This window comes from Cytobacillus firmus NBRC 15306, assembly GCF_001591465.1.
GTDB classification, from domain to species: Bacteria; Bacillota; Bacilli; order Bacillales; family Cytobacillaceae; genus Cytobacillus; species Cytobacillus firmus.
Map to the genome: position 1 here is coordinate 43,969 of NZ_BCUY01000014.1, position 24,420 is coordinate 68,388.

The 24,420-nt window shown below is 39.4% G+C and carries 24 protein-coding genes and 3 pseudogenes; 6 read left to right on the forward strand and 21 right to left on the reverse strand.

The window, feature by feature from the left end; genetic code table 11:
• Positions 1-232: 232 nt before the first annotated feature.
• The 5 genes from BFI01S_RS06480 to hxlR form a co-directional block, all read right to left on the reverse strand.
• A complete protein-coding gene (locus BFI01S_RS06480; RefSeq protein WP_061791877.1) occupies positions 233-736 on the reverse strand; it encodes a hypothetical protein in 504 nt (167 codons plus the stop codon).
• A gap of 37 nt (positions 737-773) precedes the next feature.
• Complete coding sequence (gene gnd, locus BFI01S_RS06485) at positions 774-1,667, reverse strand: phosphogluconate dehydrogenase (NAD(+)-dependent, decarboxylating) (RefSeq protein WP_061791878.1); 894 nt, start codon at positions 1,665-1,667, stop codon at positions 774-776.
• Positions 1,668-1,692: 25 nt separating this feature from the next.
• Positions 1,693-3,150 carry a glucose-6-phosphate dehydrogenase gene (gene zwf, locus BFI01S_RS06490; protein WP_061791879.1) on the reverse strand — a complete coding sequence of 486 codons (1,458 nt, stop codon included), beginning with the start codon at positions 3,148-3,150 and terminating at the stop codon, positions 1,693-1,695.
• A gap of 40 nt (positions 3,151-3,190) precedes the next feature.
• Positions 3,191-3,355 (reverse strand): hypothetical protein, encoded by a 165-nt coding sequence (locus BFI01S_RS22930; protein WP_156478334.1) that lies wholly within the window; start codon positions 3,353-3,355, stop codon positions 3,191-3,193.
• Positions 3,356-3,608: 253 nt separating this feature from the next.
• The gene (gene hxlR, locus BFI01S_RS06495) at positions 3,609-3,974 is read right to left on the reverse strand and encodes a transcriptional activator HxlR (RefSeq protein WP_061791880.1); all 366 of its coding nucleotides are present in this window, start codon (positions 3,972-3,974) and stop codon (positions 3,609-3,611) included.
• 225 nt (positions 3,975-4,199) lie between these two features.
• On the opposite strand from hxlR, the pseudogene BFI01S_RS22330 reads away from it, so the two are divergent.
• Together BFI01S_RS22330 and pdxR are read left to right on the forward strand one after the other, a co-directional pair.
• Positions 4,200-4,356 (forward strand): annotated as a pseudogene (locus BFI01S_RS22330) (orotidine 5'-phosphate decarboxylase / HUMPS family protein); the annotation flags it as partial.
• Positions 4,357-4,541: 185 nt separating this feature from the next.
• Positions 4,542-5,975, forward strand: a complete 1,434-nt coding sequence (gene pdxR / locus BFI01S_RS06500) for a MocR-like pyridoxine biosynthesis transcription factor PdxR (RefSeq protein ID WP_061791881.1) — start codon at positions 4,542-4,544, stop codon at positions 5,973-5,975.
• Between the two features lie 41 nt (positions 5,976-6,016).
• Here pdxR and BFI01S_RS06505 read toward each other — a convergent pair.
• The 8 genes and pseudogenes from BFI01S_RS06505 to BFI01S_RS06535 all read right to left on the reverse strand — a co-directional run bounded on the left by BFI01S_RS06505 (position 6,017) and on the right by BFI01S_RS06535 (position 10,664).
• Positions 6,017-6,459 (reverse strand): annotated as a pseudogene (locus tag BFI01S_RS06505) (GNAT family N-acetyltransferase).
• A 107-nt stretch (positions 6,460-6,566) separates the two neighbouring features.
• Positions 6,567-7,307 carry an ABC transporter permease gene (locus tag BFI01S_RS06510; protein ID WP_061791882.1) on the reverse strand — a complete coding sequence of 247 codons (741 nt, stop codon included), beginning with the start codon at positions 7,305-7,307 and terminating at the stop codon, positions 6,567-6,569.
• Positions 7,304-8,215 (reverse strand): ABC transporter ATP-binding protein, encoded by a 912-nt coding sequence (locus tag BFI01S_RS06515; protein ID WP_061791883.1) that lies wholly within the window; start codon positions 8,213-8,215, stop codon positions 7,304-7,306. The genes BFI01S_RS06510 and BFI01S_RS06515 overlap by 4 nt, the downstream gene beginning before the upstream one ends.
• 488 nt (positions 8,216-8,703) lie before the next feature.
• Positions 8,704-8,841, reverse strand: a complete 138-nt coding sequence (locus BFI01S_RS22935) for a hypothetical protein (RefSeq protein ID WP_156478335.1) — start codon at positions 8,839-8,841, stop codon at positions 8,704-8,706.
• Positions 8,842-8,964: 123 nt separating this feature from the next.
• Entirely contained in the window at positions 8,965-9,378 is a 414-nt protein-coding gene (locus BFI01S_RS06520; RefSeq protein WP_061791884.1) for a DUF3021 domain-containing protein, read from the reverse strand.
• Positions 9,375-9,833, reverse strand: a complete 459-nt coding sequence (locus BFI01S_RS06525; protein ID WP_061791885.1) for a LytTR family DNA-binding domain-containing protein — start codon at positions 9,831-9,833, stop codon at positions 9,375-9,377. The genes BFI01S_RS06520 and BFI01S_RS06525 overlap by 4 nt, the downstream gene beginning before the upstream one ends.
• Positions 9,834-10,012: 179 nt before the next feature.
• Positions 10,013-10,450, reverse strand: coding sequence for a YfmQ family protein (locus BFI01S_RS06530; protein ID WP_061791886.1), 438 nt, complete (start codon positions 10,448-10,450; stop codon positions 10,013-10,015).
• Between the two features lie 22 nt (positions 10,451-10,472).
• The gene (locus BFI01S_RS06535) at positions 10,473-10,664 is read right to left on the reverse strand and encodes a hypothetical protein (protein ID WP_035325451.1); all 192 of its coding nucleotides are present in this window, start codon (positions 10,662-10,664) and stop codon (positions 10,473-10,475) included.
• A 486-nt stretch (positions 10,665-11,150) separates the two neighbouring features.
• Between BFI01S_RS06535 and BFI01S_RS06545 the strand changes: the two genes are divergently transcribed.
• Positions 11,151-11,627 carry a VanZ family protein gene (locus tag BFI01S_RS06545; protein WP_061791887.1) on the forward strand — a complete coding sequence of 159 codons (477 nt, stop codon included), beginning with the start codon at positions 11,151-11,153 and terminating at the stop codon, positions 11,625-11,627.
• Positions 11,628-11,664: 37 nt separating this feature from the next.
• On the opposite strand, the gene BFI01S_RS06550 is transcribed toward BFI01S_RS06545, so the two are convergent.
• Complete coding sequence (locus tag BFI01S_RS06550) at positions 11,665-13,116, reverse strand: serine hydrolase domain-containing protein (protein ID WP_061791888.1); 1,452 nt, start codon at positions 13,114-13,116, stop codon at positions 11,665-11,667.
• Positions 13,117-13,672: 556 nt separating this feature from the next.
• Positions 13,673-15,082 carry an IS110 family RNA-guided transposase gene (locus tag BFI01S_RS06555; protein ID WP_061791889.1) on the reverse strand — a complete coding sequence of 470 codons (1,410 nt, stop codon included), beginning with the start codon at positions 15,080-15,082 and terminating at the stop codon, positions 13,673-13,675.
• A gap of 365 nt (positions 15,083-15,447) precedes the next feature.
• Between BFI01S_RS06555 and BFI01S_RS06560 the strand changes: the two genes are divergently transcribed.
• Complete coding sequence (locus BFI01S_RS06560) at positions 15,448-15,693, forward strand: YusW family protein (RefSeq protein WP_061791890.1); 246 nt, start codon at positions 15,448-15,450, stop codon at positions 15,691-15,693.
• A gap of 142 nt (positions 15,694-15,835) precedes the next feature.
• Here BFI01S_RS06560 and BFI01S_RS06565 read toward each other — a convergent pair whose 3' ends face one another.
• From BFI01S_RS06565 to BFI01S_RS06590, 6 genes are all read right to left on the reverse strand, one after another.
• Positions 15,836-16,543: a DNA alkylation repair protein gene (locus BFI01S_RS06565; RefSeq protein WP_061791891.1), complete on the reverse strand. Its 708-nt coding sequence runs from the start codon at positions 16,541-16,543 to the stop codon at positions 15,836-15,838.
• A gap of 131 nt (positions 16,544-16,674) precedes the next feature.
• On the reverse strand, positions 16,675-17,649 hold the full coding sequence (locus BFI01S_RS06570; protein ID WP_235831118.1) for a DUF2268 domain-containing putative Zn-dependent protease: 975 nt from the start codon (positions 17,647-17,649) through the stop codon (positions 16,675-16,677).
• A 45-nt stretch (positions 17,650-17,694) separates the two neighbouring features.
• Entirely contained in the window at positions 17,695-18,258 is a 564-nt protein-coding gene (locus BFI01S_RS06575) for an ABC transporter ATP-binding protein (RefSeq protein WP_235831119.1), read from the reverse strand.
• Positions 18,259-18,302: 44 nt separating this feature from the next.
• Positions 18,303-19,220: an ABC transporter permease gene (locus BFI01S_RS22940; RefSeq protein WP_035332185.1), complete on the reverse strand. Its 918-nt coding sequence runs from the start codon at positions 19,218-19,220 to the stop codon at positions 18,303-18,305.
• Between the two features lie 3 nt (positions 19,221-19,223).
• Complete coding sequence (locus BFI01S_RS22945; RefSeq protein WP_061791892.1) at positions 19,224-20,153, reverse strand: ABC transporter permease; 930 nt, start codon at positions 20,151-20,153, stop codon at positions 19,224-19,226.
• Between the two features lie 96 nt (positions 20,154-20,249).
• Entirely contained in the window at positions 20,250-21,905 is a 1,656-nt protein-coding gene (locus BFI01S_RS06590; RefSeq protein ID WP_061791893.1) for a peptide ABC transporter substrate-binding protein, read from the reverse strand.
• Positions 21,906-22,317: 412 nt separating this feature from the next.
• Here BFI01S_RS06590 and BFI01S_RS06595 point away from each other — a divergent pair.
• Together BFI01S_RS06595 and BFI01S_RS06600 are read left to right on the forward strand one after the other, a co-directional pair.
• Positions 22,318-23,711: pseudogene (locus BFI01S_RS06595) on the forward strand (sensor histidine kinase).
• A complete protein-coding gene (locus tag BFI01S_RS06600; RefSeq protein WP_019380917.1) occupies positions 23,689-24,366 on the forward strand; it encodes a response regulator transcription factor in 678 nt (225 codons plus the stop codon). Before BFI01S_RS06595 ends, BFI01S_RS06600 begins: the two are co-directional and overlap by 23 nt.
• Positions 24,367-24,420: the final 54 nt, after the last annotated feature.

Here is a 24,420-nt window from a genome sequence, read left to right on the forward strand (position 1 = left end):
CCTTATGTTTAAAATGTAATAATAAACATTACAGTTACTGTTCAAGTATAAGTTATCATTTACAAGTCCAAATCGACATGGATAAAAAGTAATACTGGATATACTGTAATGATATCCATTACAGTTGAATAAGTCAACAATTAACTTTTGATTTTTTTATTGTTCATTTTAAAGCAAGACTGCCACAGAAGTCAGTCTTGCTTTTAAAAGTTCTAATCCAAGGACTCTTTATTTAACAGCAAACCTCAAGCTTCCTATCAAATTTAGCGCTTAAAACATCTTCAGGTTTTATCTCAAGTATTCTCTCCAAAAACCTAATCGTGCCTAAGACTTTTTTTATGTCTTCCTCTGTTTGAACATTTTCCACTTTCTTTTCATCAATTAATTTCTGAATCGCTTGTCTAAAAGCATTTGTTTGGATCAGCCACTCCCCCACCAGTTCTTTTGTTGCTTCTCTCTCACATTTATCCTTAACGGCAAATAAGCTTTCTGTCTTTGTTTCGCTAAGAGTGATTGAGTCCATGTTAAGATTCATGCGAATCTTAAAGTAATTTTTTTCACTGTCATAATATTTTTCTTTTCTTAATCTAAGGTACTCTACACCTACCGTGATTTCGTAATAAAGAGCCGGCTCTGATGGAAAATGAATGTCTCTTGCCTCCACATTTTTCACAAGATCCATATAGGTTTCAATGCCATATTTTGTATGAATGATCTTTGCATCTAATACTTTCATGATTTCCACCCCTTCATATTAAAATTTATTTATATTGTTATTTTTTCTCGACTGCATGCCCGCCAAATTCATTGCGAAGGGCCGCTACCACTTTACCCGTAAAACTATCATTGTCTAGTGAGCGATAGCGCATCAACAGGGACATGGCAATAACCGGTGTTGCGGCCTGCAGATCCAAAGCTGTTTCAACGGTCCATTTGCCTTCGCCTGAAGAATACATAACTCCCTTGATTTCATCCAGATTTGCATCTTTTGAAAAAGCGCGTTCTGTTAATTCCATGAGCCATGAGCGAATAACAGATCCGTTGTTCCATACTTTCGCTACTTTTTCATAGTCAAAATCGAACTCACTTTTCTCCAGCACTTCAAAGCCTTCTCCGATGGCTGCCATCATTCCATATTCAATTCCATTGTGGACCATTTTCAAGAAATGGCCGCTCCCTGCTTTTCCAGCATAGAGATATCCGTTTTCTACTGCAGTATCCTTGAATAAAGGCTCAACAATCTTCCAGGCTTCAAGATCCCCGCCAACCATGTAGCACGCCCCATTTCGTGCGCCTTCCATGCCGCCGGATGTTCCCGCATCCATAAAGCTTATGCCATACTCCTTCAACTGGCTGTATCTGCGGATCGATTCTTTGTAATGAGAATTGCCCGCTTCAATCAAGATATCACCCCTGTCCAAAAACGGTGTAATCTCTTCAATGACTGAATCCACCACATCATGAGGAACCATAATCCAAAGAACTCTTGGTTTCTCAAGAGATTCTGCCAGTTCTTTCAAGCTGGCAGTCCCTTGGGCTCCGTAGTTCGTCATTTCTTCTACAGCTTCTTTATTTACATCAAAGGCTGCAATTTCATACTTTTGATCCATTAAATTTTTTCCCAGGTTTAATCCCATTTTTCCTAAACCAATTAATCCAACTTTCATTTTAAATATCCTCCCCCTAAATCTTTTACCACCATTTAAACCCATCTTCCGCTAATAACTGACAAGAAGTGTCAGGGCCCATTGAGCCCGATGGATAATAATGCAGCGGAACCGAGTTGTCTTTAAAAGCCTCTAAAATAGGCTCTACCCATTTCCATGCCAGTTCTACTTCATTCCAATGCGCAAAAAAGGTGGAGTCCCCGCGAATGGCATCAAAAATCAGAAGCTCATAAGCTTCCGGAACGTTTTCCTGTTTAGCTGAAAAATCGGCATGAACAGGCTCGATCCTTCCATTGTTTAAAGGGTTTTTACTATTAAATTGAAAGGTAACACTTTCATTCGGATTGATTTCGATCACTAATAGGTTGGGTGCCGTTTTAGAATTTTGCGTACTATACCTATCCTTTAATGGATTTTTGAATTCAATCACAATGCGGGTAGATTTCTCTCTCATTCTTTTACCTGTACGGATATAGAAGGGCACGCCGCCCCAATTGTCATCATCTATCCATATCCGTGCTGCTGCAAAGGTATCTGTTGATGATGATTTGTCTACTCCGGGTTCCTCTGTATATCCGGCAGTTGCTTCACCGTGGATTTCCCCTGGACCATATTGACCGCGAATCACATGGTTTTTAACATCTTCCTTCATTAACGGCCGAAGTGACTCCATAACCTTTCTTTTTTCATAGCGGATGTCTTCTGCACTAAATTTCTTCGGAAGCTGCATAGCGGTCATCATGAACAATTGCAGCATATGATTCTGAAACATGTCACGGAGGGCCCCAGCCTGATCATAATATCCAGCTCTATCTTCCACCCCTACCGTTTCACTGGCAGTTATTTGGACATTCGCAATATGCTGATTATTCCATAATGCCTGCAGGACTGGATTTGCGAATCCCAGCGCTTCAAGATTTTGAACCATCGGCTTCCCCAGGTAATGGTCTATACGGAAGATCTCCTCTTCTTCAAAAGACATGCTTAGATTTTCATTTAACTTTTGAGCAGATTTTAAGTCATGCCCAAACGGCTTTTCGATAATCAGACGTTTCCAGCCTTTTGTTGAGCCTAAACCGCTGTTTTTGATGTTTAAAGCAATTACATCAAATAATCCCGGAGCTACAGATAGATAAAACATGCGATTTTCAGGAATTTTCAATTCGCCTTCACGCTGCTTTACTACGGCAAGAAGTGCTTTATATTCATCGGCATTTCCTGCATCTAAACGGCAATAGCGGAAGGATCCAATAAATTTTTTTAGGCTGGTTGCATCTTTAATAGAGTTTCTTGAAAATGTCTTAATGGCTTCTTCAACATGATCCTGAAAAGCGCCATCTGAAAGATCTCCTCTCCCGGCGCCTATGATCGAAATAGGATCCGGCAATTTTTGATCCAAAAATAAATTAAATAAAGCAGGGAATATTTTTCGTTTCGCCAAGTCCCCTGTTGCCCCAAACAGTACAAATGTCATTGCATCCATGTTTCTCTTCCTTCCTTTTAACTTTTCCTTTCAAGGCCGGCTAGCCAGTGCCTGTCTTAACCGTTTTCTGGTTCTTCCCGGATTGTACAGTGATTTTAAGATTCATCAAATTTGTATTGCCGCATTTTTGGCAAACCTCATGATTGGCTGAAAATGACATGCATTTTGTGCAGACTTTATGATGCCTGGCATGTAAACCTGACATGTTCCTCACCCTTTCCATTTTGTTAAGTTAAGTTATATGGGCTGCCGGTTAATCGGCCCAAAATGACGTACATTATTTTGCTGCAGCAGAAGTTAGTATAAAACCTACAAACAATAAATAAAAGTACGCACTTTTTATTTAATTAATGTTATATAAAGAATATAGTGTAAAAAAGTATACTAATTATATCCACCTCCTGCTGAATGCAAAAAACCAGGGAGAAGACTCTCCCTGGCATACTGTTACGTATAGATTATTTAATTGATTCTTTACTTGCCGAAGAATCCTCGACAACCGTTTCCATATAATTCTTCCCCCATTTATACATGGCATCCAGAATAGGCATCAGCGTTCTTCCCTGTTCAGTTAGAGAATATTCTACTTTCGGAGGAACGACTGGATAGACTTCGCGCTTTACAATCAGATCTTCTTCTAATTCTCTTAATTGGTTAACAAGCATTCTCTGAGTAATCCCCGGCATTAGAGCCTTTAATTCACCAAATCTCTTGGTTCCTTCTTTGCCCAGATGCCACAATATCAGCATTTTCCATTTACCGCCGATAACGGAGAGCGTTAGTTCTTTTTCACAGTTAAACACTTTATCCTGCATTCGTGACATACAAATTCACCTCCAAGCCTATTATAACCAATAGTATACTTTTAGTCACTATATAAAATAAAAGTGCGTACTTTAATAATTTAGACATACATAATATACTAGCAATTGTTCAGTTTGACTTTAGGATCCAGGCTAGTAATAGTAATACCCAATTGCGACTTCAAAAAATGATCCGGACGAGTATAAACCGGCAGAACAAATAAAAAAATTCAGGAGTGAGCATAGATGGAATTACAATTAGCTTTAGATTTAGTCAACATTCCGGAAGCCATTGAGCTTGTAAAGGAAGTAGAGGTCATATCGATATCGTGGAAATAGGTACTCCAATGAAGGTCTTCATGCGGTAAAAGCAGTGAAAGATGCTTTCCCTAACCTAAAGGTTGGATACAACAAAGATGTATGGCAAGCATGCCAATCTTGAATAGTAAGAATAAAGCGTCCGGCATTTAAGCCGGGCGCTTTATTTATCGAACAGCCCATACTCTTATTAAATCCCTTAACCCTATATTTTAAAGAAAGGCTGATATAATAAATATAAAGTTCAATTTGACGAAAAGGATGTTTCAATTGAATTGGAAACCTGACAGAAAATCAAAAACACCTATTTATAAACAGCTGGCGATTTATATAGAAAACGGAATAGCAGATGGCACCTTCCCGCCAGACAAACCGCTGCCCTCAGAAAGAGGATTAGCAAAACAGTTTGATATCAATAGAAGCACGGTTGTTGCTGCATATGATGAATTGGAGTCAAACGGGATTGTTGAACGTAATCGGGGAAGCGGTACGATGGTAAGCAAGGATATTTGGGGAATGGCAAAAAGACGTATTCCAAGCTGGAACCGGTATATTGAAGCAGGCTCCTTTTTGCCCAACTTGCCAGTCACACAAAGGATCCATAAAGAACTGGCAGAGACAAAACTGATCAACCTGGCCAGCGGGGAACTCTCTCAAGACCTCTTTCCTTTGGCTTCGCTAAGAGAGATTACTTCCAATCGCTCTTTTATCGGGACACTGGGGTATGATCACCCGCAGGGAAATGAAATTCTGAGAAGTACACTGGCTGATCATGTAAAAGAGTTCCGGGGCATCGACACCAGCCCTTCTTCCATACTTATTACATCCGGTGCCCAGCAGGCCCTGCACCTTGTCGTCCAATGCCTTTTAAAACCCGGGGACTCTGTTGCCATCGAGGATCCATCTTATCACTACAGCCTGCCAATCTATAAATCAGCCGGAGTCAAAACCTATTATTTAAAAACAGGGAAGCATGGAGTAAATCCTGATGATATTATAGCCTTATATAAAAAGCATCGAATAAAGATGATCTTTTTAAATCCTATTTTTCAAAACCCAACGGGCACATTGCTTCCTGAAGACAGGCGCAGAAAAATACTTGAATTGTCCTCTGAATACGGGATTCCGGTGGTGGAAGATGATCCTTACAGCCTAACACCCTTTACCGGTGAAAAAATGAATACACTCAAATCCCTGGACCGCCACGGCATTGTTTTATATATTAGTTCTTTGACCAAAATTGTCGCTTCCGGGCTTAGAATCGGCTGGATCATTGGCCCCAGATCGGTAATTGAGCGATTATCAGATGCCAAGCAGCAGGTGGATTTCGGCCATGGGAGCTATTCGCAATGGATTGCGAATGATTTTATTGAGTCCGCAGGCTTTGAGTCACATTTAAAATTTCTGGCCAGGCAATTGGAACAGCGGAGAAACTCAATTATTTCAAGCCTGGATCATTTCCTGAAAGACCAAGTGGAATTCAGCATTCCGAAAGGCGGAATCCATCTTTGGTGCCGGATCAAAAAAGAGCACAATGAAAATCAGCTGCTTGAGGAATCAATTAAACGGGGTGTCATCTATGTTCCCGGAACCACCATGGGATCTGAGAAAGGATTCGTGCGTTTTACGTTTGCCAGGGAAAATGAAGAAAATATCCGTGAAGGGATTAAGCGGTTTGCTGAGGCTCTGAAAAATCTCAAATAATGAAAAAACGCCTGGTTTTTTCAGGCGTTTTTTCATTTTCATTAGATGCTTAATTCATAATGATAAAATTGCTCATCCCGCTTAAACCCGATTTTTTCATAGATTCTTTGTGCAGAGAAATTATCAGGAGCCGTACTAAGGCTGATACTTACCGCCCCTGTTTCAGCAGCGAGCTCTTTCGCTTTGTCTATGAGCTTTTCCCCTATTCCCTGTTTCCTTGCCTCTGCATCCACATACAAGTCATTTAAGATCCAGGCTCTTTTCATAGATATAGATGAAAAAGTTGGGTAAAGCTGAGTAAATCCAAGGTACTTTTCTTCCTTCTTCACCACATATATGACAGAATCCTTCTTCTCTAAACGTTCTTTTTTGTAAACGGCTGCTGCTTCCAAACCGGGTGCTTGTTTGTAAAATACACGATATAAACATTAAATAAAGCGGAAACTCCTTCTAGATCCTTCATTGAAGCTTGATAGATTTCCATTTTCATAACCACCTTTAAAGCTTTAATTAAGTAATTATATAAATATTAACAAATATTTGTAAACTCAATATGATCATAAAATGAAAAAAGCCCCAATCTCTTAGGGCTTACTTCCCGCTCCACCGAAAGAACCGCACAGCAAGTACAACAGACACAATCCCAATCCCTATTAAAACAGCAGCTTCAAACCCATATTCTGTAATAGGCGCTTCCGTCCAGGTTCCCCTCAGCAATTGAATCACATAATAAAGCGGAAGGATTTTAGCTGCATATTGCAGGACCGTTGGCATCATCTCAAGAGGAAAGGTCGCTCCTGAGAGGAACAGCATCAGATTCAGGAATAAGGAGCTGATGGCTGCTGCAGACTGTGCATTTTTAGCTAAGGATGTAAGGAATAAAGCAAACGGAAAAAAAGCCAGGATGCTGATCAGCAGTGAGAGCAGCGTACTTCCGATAAAAGCCGGCAGGGCCAAATCATAGAGAAGCATGCCAAAGACCATTAGCAGCAGTGCGGATATGGCAAAGATGACAGTCCCTTGAAAGGTATGGGCGGCGAGGATTTTCCAAGGCTGAAGCGGAGTCGACTGATATCTTCTCAATACGCCTGTTTCCCGGTAATTGGTTAAGACAGTTCCCAGTGTAAAAAAGGAAGTGGTCACAATATTGACGCCAATCCATGAAGGAACAAAGTATTCCGCAAAAGCCTTTTGGCTCATGTTGTCTCCCACAAACATGGAACCGAACAGCCAAATCATGACTACTGGAAACAGGAACGTCCAGAACATACTTAGCCGGTCCCTAAAGAACATTTTCGTTTCAAGGCTGGCGAGTTTTACAATGGCATTCATCCGATTTTCTCCTTTTCTAAGTACTGGACAAATAAATCATCTAGTGAGCCCTTCTCAAATTTAAAGCCCGTCAGACGTATCCCCTTTTCCTGGCAATGAGTGAAAATGTGATAAGCTGTTGTCTGCTGATCATCGCAGTACACTTTGAAATCGTCCAGATTATTCTCCACTCGTTCAACACCAGGAAGGGAATTTAAATATTCCCGGCTAAGGCCGGAACTCGTAAAAGCCAGGCAGTCAGCAGCCCCTTCATTTAGCAACTCACGTGGTGCATCCAGTGCTTTCAATTGGCCGCTGTAGATCATTGCCACCCGATCACAAAGCTGCTCAGCTTCTTCCATATAGTGTGTGGTCACGACAATGGTGCTGCCCCGTTCTCTTAACAGCCGAATTAATGACCACATTTCCCTCCTAGCTGAAGGATCCAGCCCCATGCTCGGTTCATCAAGAAAAAGAATCTCTGGTTCATGCAGGGTGGCTAAGGCGAGCGTTACCCGCTGTTTCCAGCCGCCGGACAGGTCATCAAACTTTACGTTCATTTTTTCTCTCAAACCAAGCAAGTCTATTAAATAATCTTTTTGCGTTGGGCCTTCATAAAAGGAAGAAAAGAGATCCAGCGCTTCTTTTACTTTCATTTTCTTCTGAATGGAAGTGGCTTGAAACTGCACGCCGGTTTTTTTGTTTAATTCACGCAGCTTCTTGCTGGGCACAAGACCAAGCACTTCGACCTCCCCCCCGCTCGGAACGGAAATCCCCTCAAGTATTTCAAGTGTTGTCGTTTTTCCTGCTCCATTCGGTCCTATAATTCCGAAGATTTCCCCTTTATAAACGGTAAAAGAAAGATTCTTTATCGCCCGGGTGGCACCAAAATTTTTAGATAAATTTTTTACAGAAATGACACTTTCCATCCGAATCCTCCTTTAATCTTTATATAATCAGTATAAGGGTGCCATTTCCAAATGACACCAATTGCAAGGCGACACGCAGGAAGAGTATGATAAGATGCACATATTAGCTTCCGACTTGCAAATTTCATTATCAGTCAGTGAAGGCTGTTTTAAAAATAAGGCCTGCACACTTATGTTAAAGTGAACAGGCAGTTTTTCTATTTGATAGAAGCTGCAATTTCCAATGTCCTTAGTGCTCCCTCGGCTTTCTCAATCTTATAGACGGTTCGTTCCTCCTGCCAGACAAGAATTTGATTCCGGGAATGCTCACTGATTGTGTCAAATCTGCCGGTTCCATACATCTTAGGAGACGGCAGCTTACTGCTTTCTAAGAATTCAACTACTTTTTTGGAGTCAGTCAGGAGATTATCAGGATCTTCTGTTTGTGCCCGTGATGTAAATGCCCATCTTCCCTCATTCCAGCTTAGGCGTGAGCTGCTTCGTGATTTTCAGTCTCCGTGTTTTCCAGTTTCCTGATTGCTGCTCTGGACTTTTCCCTCGTCTGTTTCTTCCGTCATTGCAGGATCACTGGTGCAGGCTGAAAGAATAATCAGGAAAGCGGCAATACTAATTGCCTTAATCTTCATGAATCCTCACCTCAAAAACTGTTTTCCCTTATGTCTATTTGCGAAACGCCCATGATATTCTCCTCGTATGGCAGAGCCGCTGTATGACCGTTTTTGCACTTACAATTCGTAATTGCACACCCCTCATTCGAGGCACTCCAGATCCTTATTCAGCTTCTTCGATTCATTTTTAAAGTATAGATAAAATCCGATCCAGCCAATCGCGTAAACCAATAGTGAGATGGCAAGATAGATGAAAAAGTTCTTTACTCCGATCGGAATCCAGCCAATCCAAAGCCCTAATGTGAAATAAACAATCGTGACTGTAAGATAATGCAGGGCTGTCTGCATGGGCAGGCGAAGTGAGCGGATTTCAAAATAAAGCGGAGTAACCGTGAACAGCCAGCCGCTGATAATAAAGCCCAATGCATTTATGATAAACTTTTGCCCATCTAACGTGGGTTGACCGCCGAAATAAATTAAGGCTATAGCTGCAGCTGTAGAAATGAATCCCCCAAAGAATATGCCGATCATGCTTCTGTACAAAAATGCCCTCACTTCGTCTCCCTCCTGTTCATTCTTAAAATTTCCTTTATCCGTCCGACATAATGGCGTGAAGCATACTCCTTCTCCCCCGATTTAAAGTGAACACAGAGTGTCCCGTTAAAGGATGGCTCAAAATGGCTCATGGCGTAAAGGTTTGCTATGACTGACTTGGATATCCTGATAAAACGGTGGGAAGGGAGGGATTGTTCAAGTTCATATAGTTTTTCTTTCACTTTAAAAATCCCTTCTGAAGTAGCAGCTGTCACTGAGTCACCTTCTGAACGGAAATATTGAACTTCATCAGGCTTTATTAAGTGCTGATTCTCTCCATCCTTTCCGACAATCAGTCCGGTTTCATTCCTTTTGAGGTACTCGAGGATCTCCTGGATAGCCGGGGTGATTTCTTTGCAATGGATTGTCACCGAGGTTTCTTCGTTGAGCGGGTCGATGTCAAGCACGATTTTCATGAAGGGCGCTCCTCCTTTCCATCACTTTATAAATTTAGTATAGATGGCTAATTTCCAATTGTCACCAGAATTCAAGCAACACGCATGATCAGCATGGTGAGCTGCAGTTAATTACCCCCCTCCTGCAGACAAGAAAAACCTAGATCCAAGGATCTAGGCTAACATTAAATATTCTTAGTCTAACTGGCATTGATTGCCAGCGAACTGTTTTGAAGGCTATCAGAAATCAGGCTATATGCGATGACCTTTTTCCTGCGCTGTTTGACCACATCAATACGGTCCTTATAACTAAATATGAACAGCTTGTCATCTCTGTCCAGAAACTCGATAACTATCGGGGTTCCACACTTCTCCGGCTGTAAAAAAAGCTGTTCGTTCCCAGGGTGGATATAATGTTTCTTAATAAATATTCCTTCATTGAACTGATTGATAAACCGAAGTTTCTCCTTATCTTCCAGCCTATGATCACCAATTGTGACTGTAACCTCTTTCTCATCAAGCCTGGAATGAGTTTCAAATTTCCGGATCAGCCAATTAACCGTGCCGGTCGGCATACAGGTCAGCACGATTTTCAGCAGACTAACGAGAATAATAGGTACCAATACTGGCCATGTCATCTTTCTTCATCTCCATCTGTATTTAAATCCGCCAAATATAAACTCCGAGAGAAGCTAATCCGATAAAAATAATAACCACATATATTAAGGTTAAATTGGTTGTGTTCCGTTTTGTTGAACTTCCATAGTTCTCATCAGCCTTGCCTGTCAGCAGCAAAGTCGAAACCACAGCAAAAATTAAGATAATTAGAACCAGCCCAAGCATTATTCCCATGCTGCGCACCTCTTCTTTTACATTTTAATAAACTTCTATAACTAAATAATACCGTAAACCAGCCAATAGATAACCATCCAATTTGATATAAAATTAACCATCCACTTTCATCAAAAAAAATGCCGCTCCCAGCTTCTAATAGACACGGCAAAATATTATTGAATTCTACTTATCAGGCATAGAAAAGGCCGTTGATCCATTTTCTTCATCCTCTGATTTTCTATGAATCTGTTTAACCACTTCCAACACTCATTCATGAGAGTCATATTCACCCAGGACCCTGCTCCAATATACAAAGAAATTCCTGCTGATTATACCTTCCACAGTTTTTCCTTTAACGGTTACCTCTTTCACATTGACTAAACTTCTCTTATCTTGCGTCATAACCCACAGTATCATTTTCTCCTACTGGCAGTTAGTTTTTTGAGTGGAATATGGAAAAATTATGTTATTATTATCAAAGACAATTTTTTAGCGGGGATAATAATGAAAAAGATAATAAGGTTGATCATGGGAATTAGCTTTCTTTCTTACTTATGTGCCTTAACCGTATTACTGTTCTTTATATCGAGAGGATTCTGGTCAGACATGCCGTTAATCGACTATATGAAGCAATCCTCAAACCTGGTGCCCTTTAAAACCATTAATGGGTATATATTGGCTATGACCAATGAAAGTATGAATTTAATCATTCCTATAAAAAACCTTGCCGGCAATGTGGCTGCATTTTTGCCAATGGGAATTTTTCTGCCCTATTTTATTAAAAAGCTAAACAGACTTAAGTCATTTACAGTTACCATGATTGTCATGATTCTTAGTGTGGAAATTATTCAGCTGGTCACAAGAAGGGGCAGTTTGGATATTGATGACTTCATTCTAAATATTATCGGAGCGTTAATAGGGTTTGGTTTATGGAAAGTGACGACAGCCCGGAAAGCAGGGAAAAATGCAGTGAACGTATAATAAATGCCTGTCTAACTGGTTTAGACAGGCATTTTCATTACCTTGTTTTTTTAAGAATTATTCTAATCAGCAGCAGCCCATTTATGGCCAGCATAATTATTGCCAAAATCGTTAAAAGAGCAATGTCAGGCGCAAAGACAGAGATGGAATGCCAAGGCGAAGATGTGCTAAATGTGAAAAGAGGGACTAACGCTGCTGACAGGCCAGTAAAAAGAAAACCTAAGAAAAGTCCTGTCCCCTTTTTTAAATATTTTCGGGTTCTGAATCTTTTCCCGAGAAAAATTGAAAGTATAACCAGCAGCAGGACAAATCCCAACATAATGTATTGTATGGTCACACTATGATTAGGAACTCCTTCAGGCTCATCGCCTTTTAATAGACTAATAATATGATCCTTCAAATAATAAAGCCCTTCTTCCTCTAAAATATGATTCTTATTTGTCAGAATCACGCCGCCCCAGCCGGTTTCCGGAATATAAAAGACTTCTGCATGCGAATCAGGGGTAGAACCAGAGTGCCAGATCATTTCTTTGGGAGTATCCGGGTTGGATATGCGGATTCCTAAACCATAATATCGGTCTTCTCCTGTTTGAACCTGCGGTGTCATAAATAAATCCAAAGTTTTATCACTGATAAAATGATCCGGCCCTTTCCCGCTCAATAATTTTACAAATTGAACCATATCTGCAGAACTGGCCGTAATGTATCCGTAGGGTGCGCCAGCATCATCATAGGCTGCAGAACTTTTCACCGGCATCCCAAACCAGGATTGATAACCGCTGAGATATCCTTTCTTATAAGCTCCCTCCTTATTGGCTGAAGCATCTTTCATCCCTAAAGGCTGAAAGATCTGCTGTTCCATATACTCTGCATAGGACATTCCTGTTAGTTCTTCAAGCATTGCACCCAAGATTAAGAAATTGGCATTGCTGTATTGATGCTTCTCACCAGGCGCAGCAGTCATTCCAACTTCTGACAATTTCTTGACTTGATTCTTAATAGCATTCCTGCCTGTTAACTCTTTATCAGATAGTGCAAGCCCGTCATAGGTACTTAATCCGCTTGTCTGCGTGAGCAATTGCTCCACTGTGATTTCGGCAGCTTTCCCATTGTTCAGTTTCAACCACGGAAGATATTCTTGAATGCCGGCATCCAGGCGGATGGTTCCATTATCAGCTAATTTCATAATGGCCATTCCCGTTAACGATTTGCTTATGGAGCCAATCGTAAAAGGAGTTTGTTCTGTAACCTCCTCCTTTATTTCTCCAGTAACTCCCCATGATTTTGAAAAAAATAGTTTATTATTATGCACTATGGCAACTGAAGCCCCCGGAACTTGATAGTCTTCCAGGTAATCCTTTATTGCCTTCTCAATTTTTGCTTCGATGTCTTCTTCAGCTGAAGCCGAATTTTCAGGCAAATAACTAAAAGAAGTGAACAAGAAAAGAACCAATATTATTTTTAATAAACTGGACTGCAAGAATGCCATATAACCTCTCCTTCTGCCAATGTTCTTAACCAACGGAGTGTCCCATTAATGTGCCTATAGATATTTTTTAGCATCCCAACGCTTAATCCCACCCCGTCCCTTCGATTCGACCTTCTCAATATATTCCTTGGCCAAAGGGACTTTGCGGGCAGAGCTTCCAAAGAATGGTGCCTGTCCCCACCTGCTTTAAAGTCTTAGCAGATGTGAGGTCAGCGTATAATGGCAAATAAGTCAAGGGTCCAATTAAGATAAAAAAGACCGACCTTAAGCAGAACTCTCAATTTCCAAATTTTGAAAAGTTCAACTATCACAGAATTTATAATAGAACTCCTCTAGAACGTGAAAGGATCTTGTTTTTCATCCTACAGGGATACCGCCTAGCAAGTATAAACTCCACTTTTTACGTATTATTCGTATTTGAAGGACAAGATCCATAACGCTGACCCGCGAGGTCTCTTCGCCTCAGGCACCATAATCCTATGTGATCTAACGTCCTAGATGAGCTCCATTTTTATTTAAGTCATATTTCGTTAATCCATAAAGAAATCAATATTACTTAAGCAGATGAAAGGGCATTCGATAAAACATACCGATCATAAAAGAGTTGGACATTGGCTGCACGCAGTTTCTTTTTTAATTCGGTTAATAATACATAATTTTCTTGGTTCGTTTGATAGAGGGTTTGGTTTTTAATCATGGAAAAGGCGAGACGAATCATTCTATTCCCTATTGCAATATATGCTTGATTTGGGTGCTTTCCACGCTCTTTTAAGGCTATATATTTCTCTTTCAATGCTGGATTATTAACAGAAAGTGATCTTCCTACTTGGTAAGTAACATTGCGAAACGTCCGCCTTCCCTGTTTAGAGATCTTATAATGCGAAGGCCTCTTTCCTCCAGACTGTTTCACAATAGGGTTGGTTCCTGCCAGCTTAATCAATTGTCCAGCATGATCAAAATCTGATAAATCTCCCATCTCCGCATATAACTCTGCCCCAGTGTTAACGGCAATTCCAGGTACAGTAAGAAGTACAGCACCTTCTGTCTGAATAAACAGGTCTTCAATTTTTTTCTCAAGCACCCGAATCTGATTGTCTAATAAATCTAATCGATCCAGTTTTTGATTTAATAGAAATATATCTGCCTCCACCTTATCCTTGGAACGAGATATAGAGTTTGAGGCAAACTCAAGAAGGATTTGAATGGAATGGTCTCTCAGCTTCAGGTTTTCGCGGATAGAAAGGGCACGGAGGCCTTCTTTCCCCAGTTTCAGAATGTCACTGGGATGTGGGTGGTGCCTCATAAGATAGCGAGCTGCTTTCCCAAAGAGGCTGGAAAAAGGTTTTACATATTCACGTTTTCCGTTTTTCCATATACTTTTCCCCTGCATTTCTCTAAATACATGATCTAAATGGACGCGAATTAGATTTTGAGTAGCTGTTCGCTCATCAACTAATTCCCTGCGGGAACGTGTTAATTTTTGCAAATTATGAACCGACCCAGAGGGCAGTTCACTAGATGTCCCCCTCCCATGAATAATAGATTGGACAATGGCCATCAAGTCTAGATTGTCTGTTTTCGACCAATTTAAAAGAGCTTGTCTTTCCTGTGATGTAGTGGCTGCATTCACCACACGCACATGATAGCCCTCCTGATGACAACGACGGACCAGATCCTCGTAATAATGACCAGTTGTCTCAATGCCCACAACCACTTCTTCTATTTCATGAGCATTCATCACTTCTTCTATCTTTTTCTTAACCAACTCAAAGCCAGAAAGCGATGCATCAAAATCAAACGGTCGAACCAAGATATCTCCATAGAAGGAACTCAAAATTGCCTTATGTGTAAACTTAGCTGCGTCTATTGCCACAATTAATAGATGATCAGCTCCTGTTTCCCGAATAAACTTAGCCCATCGACTTCCGTTTTTCCCTTGAATATGATTGAATGGTGTATATACCATCGTTTTCAACTCCTTGTGGTGAGGTTTAGTAATTGGAAGTTCTGTGATAGGTACTTCCATTTTACATTGAAAACGGTGGTCTTTTTTATAATTTTGATCTATTTACTACACTAGGCACCTATTTTTTCATACTTACTTTCAATATAAAATATAATGTTAATTGCTATGTCAAAAACGATATTAGAGGCTAAAAACCTCATTAAATAAGGAAAATGATGTGTGCCAATTCACACGTCATTCTTTATGCCATAAATAAAGCACCCGAAAACGAATGTTGCAGACAGGCTTTTTCATTGCCCCTTTCCGAGGGATAACATCCTATACCTGTTCCCTGCTAACATACGTCCCGGCAATCAGATCATGAATTGCCCTCTTGTCTATCTGCATATCTGGATGACCTTGCTGACAAGAAGTTAACATCAGATGAAGCGATGGAGAAGCTTACTCCATTTTTTGAGGGACTTTCGTTTGATCAAAATACAGAAAATCAAGAGGTCATTAACCAGGTAAAGGATGCATTTTCAGTTGATGACAATTACCAAACATTCGAATTGGAAGTAAAATTCCCTGATGGAACGGAAAAAGAATATTCAGAAACGAAAACTCAGTAAAAATCAAATGAGCTCAGAAGCATTACCTTTTGAGCTCATTTAACGTGCCTCAGCTATCCCAGGTCACTTTAGCACTCAACTAAATCTGCTGCATTAGTTTATTGCGTTAAATTTTCCCCAGTTTTTTTGTTCAAAGCTATTCTCAACATATACAAGTCTTCCGCTTAATCCCAACCCGGCCTTTCGATTCGACCTTCTCGATATATTCCTTGGCCAAAGGCACTTTGCAGGCTGTGTTTCCGACATCCACATGCACTTTTCCGATATGCGCAGCAACATTATTCGCTTCCTCATTCAGCTCCTGTACATAAGAGCCCACAGAGATGACAAAGCCGTTCATTACATACCTTACGCGGTTTTTTTCATCGTGAATGGTATTTTTAACTTGAGTCAATAACTCTCTTATTTCATTGACATCTAGCTCATCATCAGGTGTTGTGGATAAATAATTGGAATAGGTACTCCAGCCGCACACCGAAACCATTTCATCCTCAGATTTGATCCACTCGCGGGCCAAATCAAGAGCATAATCACTTTCCGCTGCTACCTGGGCAACTGTATACTCCGCAATCATGTACCAATAGGCTTTTTCAGCCCATTCCTGTAAAGTCTCTTTTGTCATTAGCTTCGGATTGACAGATAGTCCTGCCAGATACATCGCATCATGATTTCCTGATTCATATAATCGAAGTGCCAGCCCGTGATCCTTCTTTACAAACTTCACCAGCTTTTTTAAATCTCCAACCTTCACGCCAAAATAAGGCTCCTTCACCCCATGATTCATGAAGATCCGTTTCGTCTGATCAGACCCAAGCTCCTCAAGCTTTTGCATAATTTCTTCATAAGTCATCTCTCTCACCCTTTCAATCCATTGATTCCTTTACATTATCGGCCATGTTTAAATGCTTTTAGCCAAAAATCGGGATGTTTTTATGCCAGTCTTTCAAAAGGCATTCTTATCACACTTACTCCTCAGCAGTGCTACTGATAATTTTTTACATACTGCCCTTCTTGAAAGATCTCTTCAGCCCCCAAGGCTGTCCACTCTTTCGGAGTGCTGCCAGGATGCAGCTTAAGATAAGAATCGACCATTTTGTAGCCTTCACTGTAACCATAATGGAGCGGAAGCTCACCGCCGCCCATAATAATTTGGCTGGATCGATATCCATCCACCTTATCTAAGTCTTTTTCAATCTTGGACCAATTGGTTTTATTAAAACTTTGATTGATGGGAGTAAGCTGCCGAATATCAGGATAAACCAGCTTTTCAAACATGACTGCTTTTCCTTCGAATATTAGATTATCCAAAACTATTACGTCCAGATTTCCATCATAAAACTCTTCGGTCCAAACACTATGATGGTATTCATGAGCGATACCCATCCTGATAGTTTCCCCGGTATAGTATTTATTGAAGAAAACAGTTATTTTCCCGGCTCCAGCGTTTACCATAAGAGGCGTATCCTCAGAAAGCTCAACTGGAAATACACAAACAACCGTTTCTCTCTTACCCGGTAAAATACCTGAAGACTTCAGCAGAGCCTCTTTAATGATCTCATTTGTTTTGTTTTCATTAATCTTCTCAATAACGCTCTGAATTTCCTTTAAATTTTCAGGTGCTTTATCCAATATCGGGTCCGCCATATGAATGTACTCCCCGTCTTCGAAACATTTATCATAAACAGGAGAAATGACTTCATCTTTATAAATTGAATACTTTGAGCTGGTCTCTGCCTTTTCTACTCTATCCGCGTAACTGTCGAATAGCTTATAAGCATTAACAATTTTGAACTTCTGCATTGTCTCCGGATGTTCAAACGAGTAAATAAGCTCTGCCTCAACTGCAGATTCTTTATCGTGCACCGCACTCGATTCCTCTTTTTCTGAACAGGCAGCCAGTGTAAACGACATGGCCAGCAGAAGCACACCTGTCCTCAAAGGTGAAATTCTCCTCAAATATACCCCTCCATTCCACCTATTGCTTTTTTCATAATTTTACCATCAAATTTGGCGAATTGCAGTTGCCAAGTAGAAAAGGTCTGTTAGTTCACAGATCAGCGCCATAGCTATGACAATTCGCTGCCTCATTCCTCCGCTGAGTTGATGAGGATATTTGGTACAGCAATGTACAGGGTTGGGTATCCCCACTTGCTTTATAATTTCAATTGCTTTTTCGCGTGCCAACTTTTTACTGTAGCCTTTATGAATAATGAGGCCCTCTGCGATTTGGTCGCCAACCTTCATTGTCGGATTTAATGAGGTCATTGGATCTTGAAAAACCATTCCTATCTTTGCCCCTCGAATCTTCGATAACTGTTTTTTCTTCATTGTTGTGATTTCTTCACCGTTAAACAATATGGATCCCTTTGGAATGGTGCAAGATTTCTCAGGCAGCAATTTCATAATGCTTTTTGCAGTAACTGATTTCCCGCAACCTGATTCACCCACAATAGCAAGAACTTCCCCTTTATTGACATGAAAGGAAATCCCGCGGACAGCTTGGATATGCTGGTTTTTAGAATTAAAATTAACGTGAAGGTCTTTCACTTCAAGCAGTCTGTTCACATTTATCTCCTCCCCTAATATATGAATTAAACTATGAGGTATCTTTATTTTTTTAGCTTAGGATCTAGGGCATCTCTTAAACCATCTCCAAGTACATTAAATGAAAACATAGTTAAGGAAATAAACAATGCAGGGAAAAATAGTCTCCATGTTTCACCTGTTAATAAAGTGACAAGGCCCTCTGACGTCATAGTTCCCCAACTTGCAAGCGGAACCGGCACACCAAGTCCTAAAAAACTTAATGTTGCCTCTGCAAATATGGCACCAGGAACAGATAATGTCATGCTTACAATGATCGGACCCATAGCATTCGGAATAAGATGTTTAAAAAGTACTCTGAAAAAACTTCCTCCCAATACCTGTGATGCTAATACAAATTCAGACTCTTTCAATCTTAGAATTTCCCCTCTAACTAAACGTGCCATTCCTATCCATCCAGTGGCAGCCATCGCTATAATAATTGTAAGTAAACCTGGCTTTAATACGACCATTAATAAAATTGTTACAAGCAAATGAGGCAGTCCATAAAGAATATCTACGATTCTCATCATGATTTCATCTGTTCTTCCACCTTTGTAAGCTGCAATTGCTCCCCATATAACACCTATTATTAAGTCTAATATAACCGCTGTTATCCCAATAAAGAGGGAAATTCGGGCGCCTACCCAAGTCCTTGAAAATATATCCCTTCCTAAATCATCTGTTCCAAACCAATTATTTGTTGATGGAGGGAGATTAGCATTTAGCAGACTTTGGTCTGAATATGAATAAGGTACAAGCAAGGGACCTATAATGGACATCGTGATTAAACAGATTATGATTCCAAGTCCTGTCATAGCCAATTTGTTATGTTTTAGTCTCCCCAATGCGTCTTTCCAAAAAGAGACACTCGGTTTACTTAGTAAATCCTCCTCTTTGTTTTTTTTCTTAAACACAAAGAGTTCATCCCTCACTGGCTGCATCTGCTATCTCCTCCCTTTCATTAGTTTTATTCTTGGGTCAATCAGAACGTAGGCGATATCAACCAATATAATAAAGAACACTAAGATAGCGCTATAAAAAACCGTTGTCCCTAAGATTAATGGATAATCTCTATCTGTAATTCCTTCCACAAAATACTTGCCTAATCCAGGCACACCGAAAATCTGTTCAATAACAAAGCTTCCTGTCAATACAGTGGCTGTTATAGGTCCCAGTATTGTTACAACTGGAATCATAGCATTTCTAAGCACATGCCTAAATACGAATCTGACACCGGTTACGCCCTTTGCCATTGCAGTTTGGATATAATCCATAGATAAAACTTCAAGAATGCTCGATCGAGTTAGGCGGGCAATATATGCCATTGGTGTAACGGCGAGAGCAACACTTGGCAATACGGAATGCTTCCAGGTCCCCCATGTTGCAACCGGGAACCATTGTAGCTTAATTGCAAAAAAGTTGATTAAAACTGTAGCGAATATGAAACTGGGAACAGAAAGGCCAAGAATTGCGATAATCATAGAAAAATAGTCAATAGCACTATTGTGGCGAATAGCAGCAAATATTCCTAATAGAATGCCAAAAAAAGTTGCAATAAGAATGGCTTGTAGACCAATCATGGCCGAAACTGGAAAACCACTTGCAATTAGTTCATTTACTGTTTGATTATCCCATTTGATTGAAGGACCGAAGTCGAATAATAGGGCTCCTTTTAGGTATTTTATATATTGAATTAACATTGGATCATTAAGCCCATAATGCTCCTTTAAGTTTTCGACTACCTGTTCAGGTATGCGATTTTCACTTGTAAAAGGATCTCCTGGTATGGCATACATTAATAAAAAGGTTAGTGAAATAATAACGAATAGTGTCACAAAAACACTAATAATCCTCCTAACCAGAAATTGTCGCATAATTCCCCTCCTATTTTCCTGTAGCAGGACCTGTCTGATAACAACTGAAAAAGTGTACTTTTAGTACACTCTTTCAGCGATTGAATGTTTTTTTCTTTACTTCACATACGCCTCCCGGAAATCAATGGCTTGGATAGTATATTGAAAGATTCCTTCAATATTATCCTTTTGCAGATATACCTTCGTCCTATAATAAAGAGGTGAAATGGCCATTTGGTCTATCAGAACTTTTTCTGCATCCACCAAATACTGAGCACGCTCTTCCAAATTCAATTCTGCTTCTGCTTTTTTCATTAATTGATCGTACTCGGGAATAGAGATATTACTATAGTTATAAACATCCCCTGTCATGAATTGTCCCATTAAATTACTTGCATCATCATAGTCCGCACCTGTACTGTAAATTGCTAGTTGATAATCCCCTGCTTGAATATTTTGAACAAATACTTTACGCTCCATTGTTTGGAGTTCAACTTCTATCCCTAAGTTTTTCTTCCACATTTCTTGCATTGCTTGTGAAAGCTTATTGTACGTATCATCGGTATAGAATAGTAGATTGATTTTCGGTAACGAGGAGAGGCCTAATTCATCTAGCCCTTCCTGTAGCTTTTGTTTTGCTGTTTCCACATCATTATCCTTAAACAAGGATTCTCCCGCTAAATCCCTAAATTCTCCTGCACCGCTGCTCAATCCAATTGGAATTAAACCTAAGGCTAGAATTTCTCCTCCTTGTGTTACTTTTTCAACTAAAAGATTTCTATCCAACGCTAGACCTAATGCTTGGCGTATTTTTTCGTTCGCGAAAACGTCATTTTTATGATTAAAACGTAAGTAAGCTAAACTTGCACTTGGTGCAGTATTTGCCTCTCCAGAAGAAATTAATTTATTTCTTATCGAATTTGGTAGGTTTGTAGAAAAGTCAAGCTCATTTGATTGGTACATTGCATATTCAGTATTTTGTTCATTCACCATTACCCACTTTAGCTTATCCAGTTTAACAACATCTTTCCCCCAATAGTTTTCATTAGGTACCATTACTAATTCTTGTCCGTGCTTCCAACTCTCAATTGTAAAGGGGCCGTTTGAAACAAAGGTGTCAGCTTCTGATGCCCATTTCGAATTTGCTTTATCAACTTCTTCATTGATTGGTAATAAGGTGAAAAAGGCTGTTAGTCCCAAGAAGAAGGAAGTTGGTTTTTCTAGAGTAACTTCAAGGGTATATTCATCTACAGCTTTAACACCAAGCTCAGCAGGATCCTTTAACGAGCCTTCATTATATGCTGCTCCATTTTTGATAAAAAATAAATTACTTCCTAGCGGAGAGGCTACTTCAGGCCTTAATACCTTTTCCCAGGAATAGACAAAATCTTGAGCAGTCACTGGATCACCATTTGACCATTTCGCATCTTTATTTAAGTAGAACGTGTAAATTGTCCCATCATCTGAAGTTTTCCATCTTTCAGCCACACCTGGAACAATTTTTCCTTCTTTATCCAAACGAACGAGGCCCTCAAATAATTGGTTTGATATATCCCCAGCAACCTGGTTATCAATTAAAGCAGGTTCGAGACTGGGTGGTTCAGATAAGGCATTTACTGTAATCACCTGTTCTTTGGTGGAATCTGTTTTCGCATCCTTGTTTTCATTATCTGTCTGGTTATTCACCTGACTATTATTACTGCATGCACTTATAAGTAAGGTAATTACAAAAAAGAAGGTTAGAAATACAATTCGACTTCTTAATTTAATCATCACATATCCCCCTATCTTCTTTTTAAACAGCGGAAACTCTTGTTATTATGAAACTTCTAACAATATCACCTCCAATATCTAATTTAATAATAAAAAAGGAGGCATATCGAATAACCTATGCATAATGCATAAAGAAATTCGATATAGCCCCCTTAATTCAACTAATAACTGTAGACTATATATGAATTGATAAATATAATTTCAAATATTCAAAATAAAATAACTAATCATAATATTAAGTAAATTAGATTAAGTTGTCAATAGTTCGATTCTCGAGATTTTGAATAGACTTTAATTAAACACTAAAAATATAAAAGTTCTCAGTATTAAAATATGTCTCATTCTGCATAAATTCTTCAAATTTAAGAAATATAATTTAAATTAGCAGTTTCTTGAGAAACGGGTGAATTAATTGACAAAAATTTCGATTAAGCTTGGAATAGTATTCTTTCTAATTAACTTTAGCCTTGAGATTTTTATGTTTTTCTTTTTACATTCAGCCCTTGTGGATTCAAGGATAGAAGAAGAGTTTCTATCTTTGCAGACAAGAGGCAACGCTCACAGGGATATACTGGAAAAACACTTTGATACAGATACAATATCTCATGTAACTTTAATGGAATCGGAGGCAAATACCGATGTCGTTATCACTGATATGAATGGTAAGATTCTTGGTTCATCAGTAAAGAGCTATGAGGTTCAAGACCATATTAACAGGTCAGACTCAGATATCCCTCGAGGTGGAGAGGTTGTTGATAATAACTGGAAAGAGGGAAAGTTTATCTCAACAGTTAGTCCAATAGATTTAGATGGCAAAACATCTGGCAAGGTTTTTATGTTTCAAGAAACAGAATCAATACATTCTTTAATTGAAAGAATTAATAAACATTTTATATTAACAGGATTAATAGCGGTTTTTTTAACCTTGATTGTTATCATTTTTCTTTCTAAAGGACTTGCAAAACCTTTAATAAAAATGAAGGAAGCTACTTCCAAAATTAGCAAGGGAGATTTTACAATTTCACTCCCAAAGAACAGGAATGACGAACTCGGGGATTTAGCAGATTCTATTTCTCAGCTTGCCAGCGACTTGAATTATTTAAAACTAGAGCGAAACGATTTCTTAGCGAGCATTTCTCATGAATTAAGGACCCCCCTCACCTATATTAAGGGCTATGCAGATATTGTTCATAAACGCAATTTATCCAATGAGGACCGTGACAAATATTTAAATATAATTCATGAGGAGGCGAATCGCCTTTCTGATTTAATTAAGGACCTTTTCGACCTAGCGAAAATGGACAAAAATTCATTTATAATACAAAAAAAGCAATAGACTTAACTGACTTTATTACGAAAATTGAGCAAAAGTTTTCTCCTGCATTCCACGAAAAAGAAATGGATTTTGAAGTAGTTTGTCCAGAAGGAGTATATATTATGGCTGATCCTATCAGACTTGAGCAAATCATCTTTAACTTGCTGGATAACGCTATTAAATACTCTCCATCTGGAGGCAAAACAATCCTTGCTGTCAGCAGCAAAAAGAAGGATGTCAGTATTAAGGTTCGAGATAATGGAAAAGGAATACCTGAAGAAGACCTGCCTTATATTTTAAACCGCTTTTATCGAGTAGATAAGTCCAGAACGAGATCTTTAGGAGGAACAGGTTTGGGGCTTGCCATAGTAAAGGAGCTTGTCCTTGCTCATGGTGGGACAATCTCAGTAAAAAGCAAGGAAGGCATCGGAACTGAATTTGAATTAGTCTTTAAAGGAGCAGATAGCATTGAAAACGATACTATTAGTTGATGATGAATCCAGAATGTTAGATCTACTTGCGCTTTATTTAACCCCATTAGGTTATAAATGTGTTAAAAAGTCATCTGCGGTAGATGCAATAACGTATATAGAAACAAATCATGCCGATTTAATATTGTTAGATGTGATGATGCCTGAAATGGATGGCTGGACAGCATGCAAAGAATTCAAGAAAATTAGGGATATCCCGATTATCATGCTCACGGCCAGAAGTGAGAAGCCTGATATCGTTAAAGGGTTAAAAATAGGCGCAGATGATTATATTTTGAAACCATTTGATGAAGAAGTACTTGTAGCAAGGATAGAAGCCGTACTTAGAAGAACTACAACAGAAGAAGAATTCCTCTCATTTAAAGGCCTATTACTTAAACCAGCTTCTTATGAACTTTATTTTGAAGATAAAGAGATCTTGCTCACACCTAAGGAGTTTGCGATGGTCCAGTTATTTATAAGTAACAGAAACAAGGTTTTCTCCAGAGATCACTTAATTGAATCGGTTTGGGGATATGGAGTATCAATTGAAGACCGTACGATTGATTCGCATGTTAGAAATATTAGGGAAAAGTTGAGAAGGGCAGGATTTCCCGCGGATGAGTTTTTACTAACCGTTTGGGGTGTTGGATATAAATGGACTGGCAAGGAATAAAACTCTATTTGTGATTAAGGATTTAAAAAGTCGATTCCATGGTTTGGAATCGAC

Coding starts and splice junctions, on each gene's coding strand:
- BFI01S_RS06480 (WP_061791877.1), bottom strand. CDS start 736: ATGAAAGTATTAGATGCAAAGATCATTCATACAAAATATGGCATTGAA.
- BFI01S_RS06555 (WP_061791889.1), bottom strand. CDS start 15,082: ATGGTATATACACCATTCAATCATATTCAAGGGAAAAACGGAAGTCGA.
- BFI01S_RS22935 (WP_156478335.1), bottom strand. CDS start 8,841: ATGAAGATTAAGGCAATTAGTATTGCCGCTTTCCTGATTATTCTTTCA.
- BFI01S_RS06530 (WP_061791886.1), bottom strand. CDS start 10,450: ATGACATGGCCAGTATTGGTACCTATTATTCTCGTTAGTCTGCTGAAA.
- BFI01S_RS06550 (WP_061791888.1), bottom strand. CDS start 13,116: ATGGCATTCTTGCAGTCCAGTTTATTAAAAATAATATTGGTTCTTTTC.
- BFI01S_RS22940 (WP_035332185.1), bottom strand. CDS start 19,220: ATGCAGCCAGTGAGGGATGAACTCTTTGTGTTTAAGAAAAAAAACAAA.
- BFI01S_RS06565 (WP_061791891.1), bottom strand. CDS start 16,543: ATGACTTATGAAGAAATTATGCAAAAGCTTGAGGAGCTTGGGTCTGAT.
- BFI01S_RS06545 (WP_061791887.1), top strand. CDS start 11,151: ATGAAAAAGATAATAAGGTTGATCATGGGAATTAGCTTTCTTTCTTAC.
- BFI01S_RS06510 (WP_061791882.1), bottom strand. CDS start 7,307: ATGAATGCCATTGTAAAACTCGCCAGCCTTGAAACGAAAATGTTCTTT.
- hxlR (WP_061791880.1), bottom strand. CDS start 3,974: ATGTCACGAATGCAGGATAAAGTGTTTAACTGTGAAAAAGAACTAACG.
- BFI01S_RS06515 (WP_061791883.1), bottom strand. CDS start 8,215: ATGGAAAGTGTCATTTCTGTAAAAAATTTATCTAAAAATTTTGGTGCC.
- BFI01S_RS22930 (WP_156478334.1), bottom strand. CDS start 3,355: ATGTCAGGTTTACATGCCAGGCATCATAAAGTCTGCACAAAATGCATG.
- BFI01S_RS06535 (WP_035325451.1), bottom strand. CDS start 10,664: ATGGGAATAATGCTTGGGCTGGTTCTAATTATCTTAATTTTTGCTGTG.
- BFI01S_RS06525 (WP_061791885.1), bottom strand. CDS start 9,833: ATGAAAATCGTGCTTGACATCGACCCGCTCAACGAAGAAACCTCGGTG.
- zwf (WP_061791879.1), bottom strand. CDS start 3,150: ATGGATGCAATGACATTTGTACTGTTTGGGGCAACAGGGGACTTGGCG.
- gnd (WP_061791878.1), bottom strand. CDS start 1,667: ATGAAAGTTGGATTAATTGGTTTAGGAAAAATGGGATTAAACCTGGGA.
- BFI01S_RS06590 (WP_061791893.1), bottom strand. CDS start 21,905: ATGATTAAATTAAGAAGTCGAATTGTATTTCTAACCTTCTTTTTTGTA.
- BFI01S_RS22945 (WP_061791892.1), bottom strand. CDS start 20,153: ATGCGACAATTTCTGGTTAGGAGGATTATTAGTGTTTTTGTGACACTA.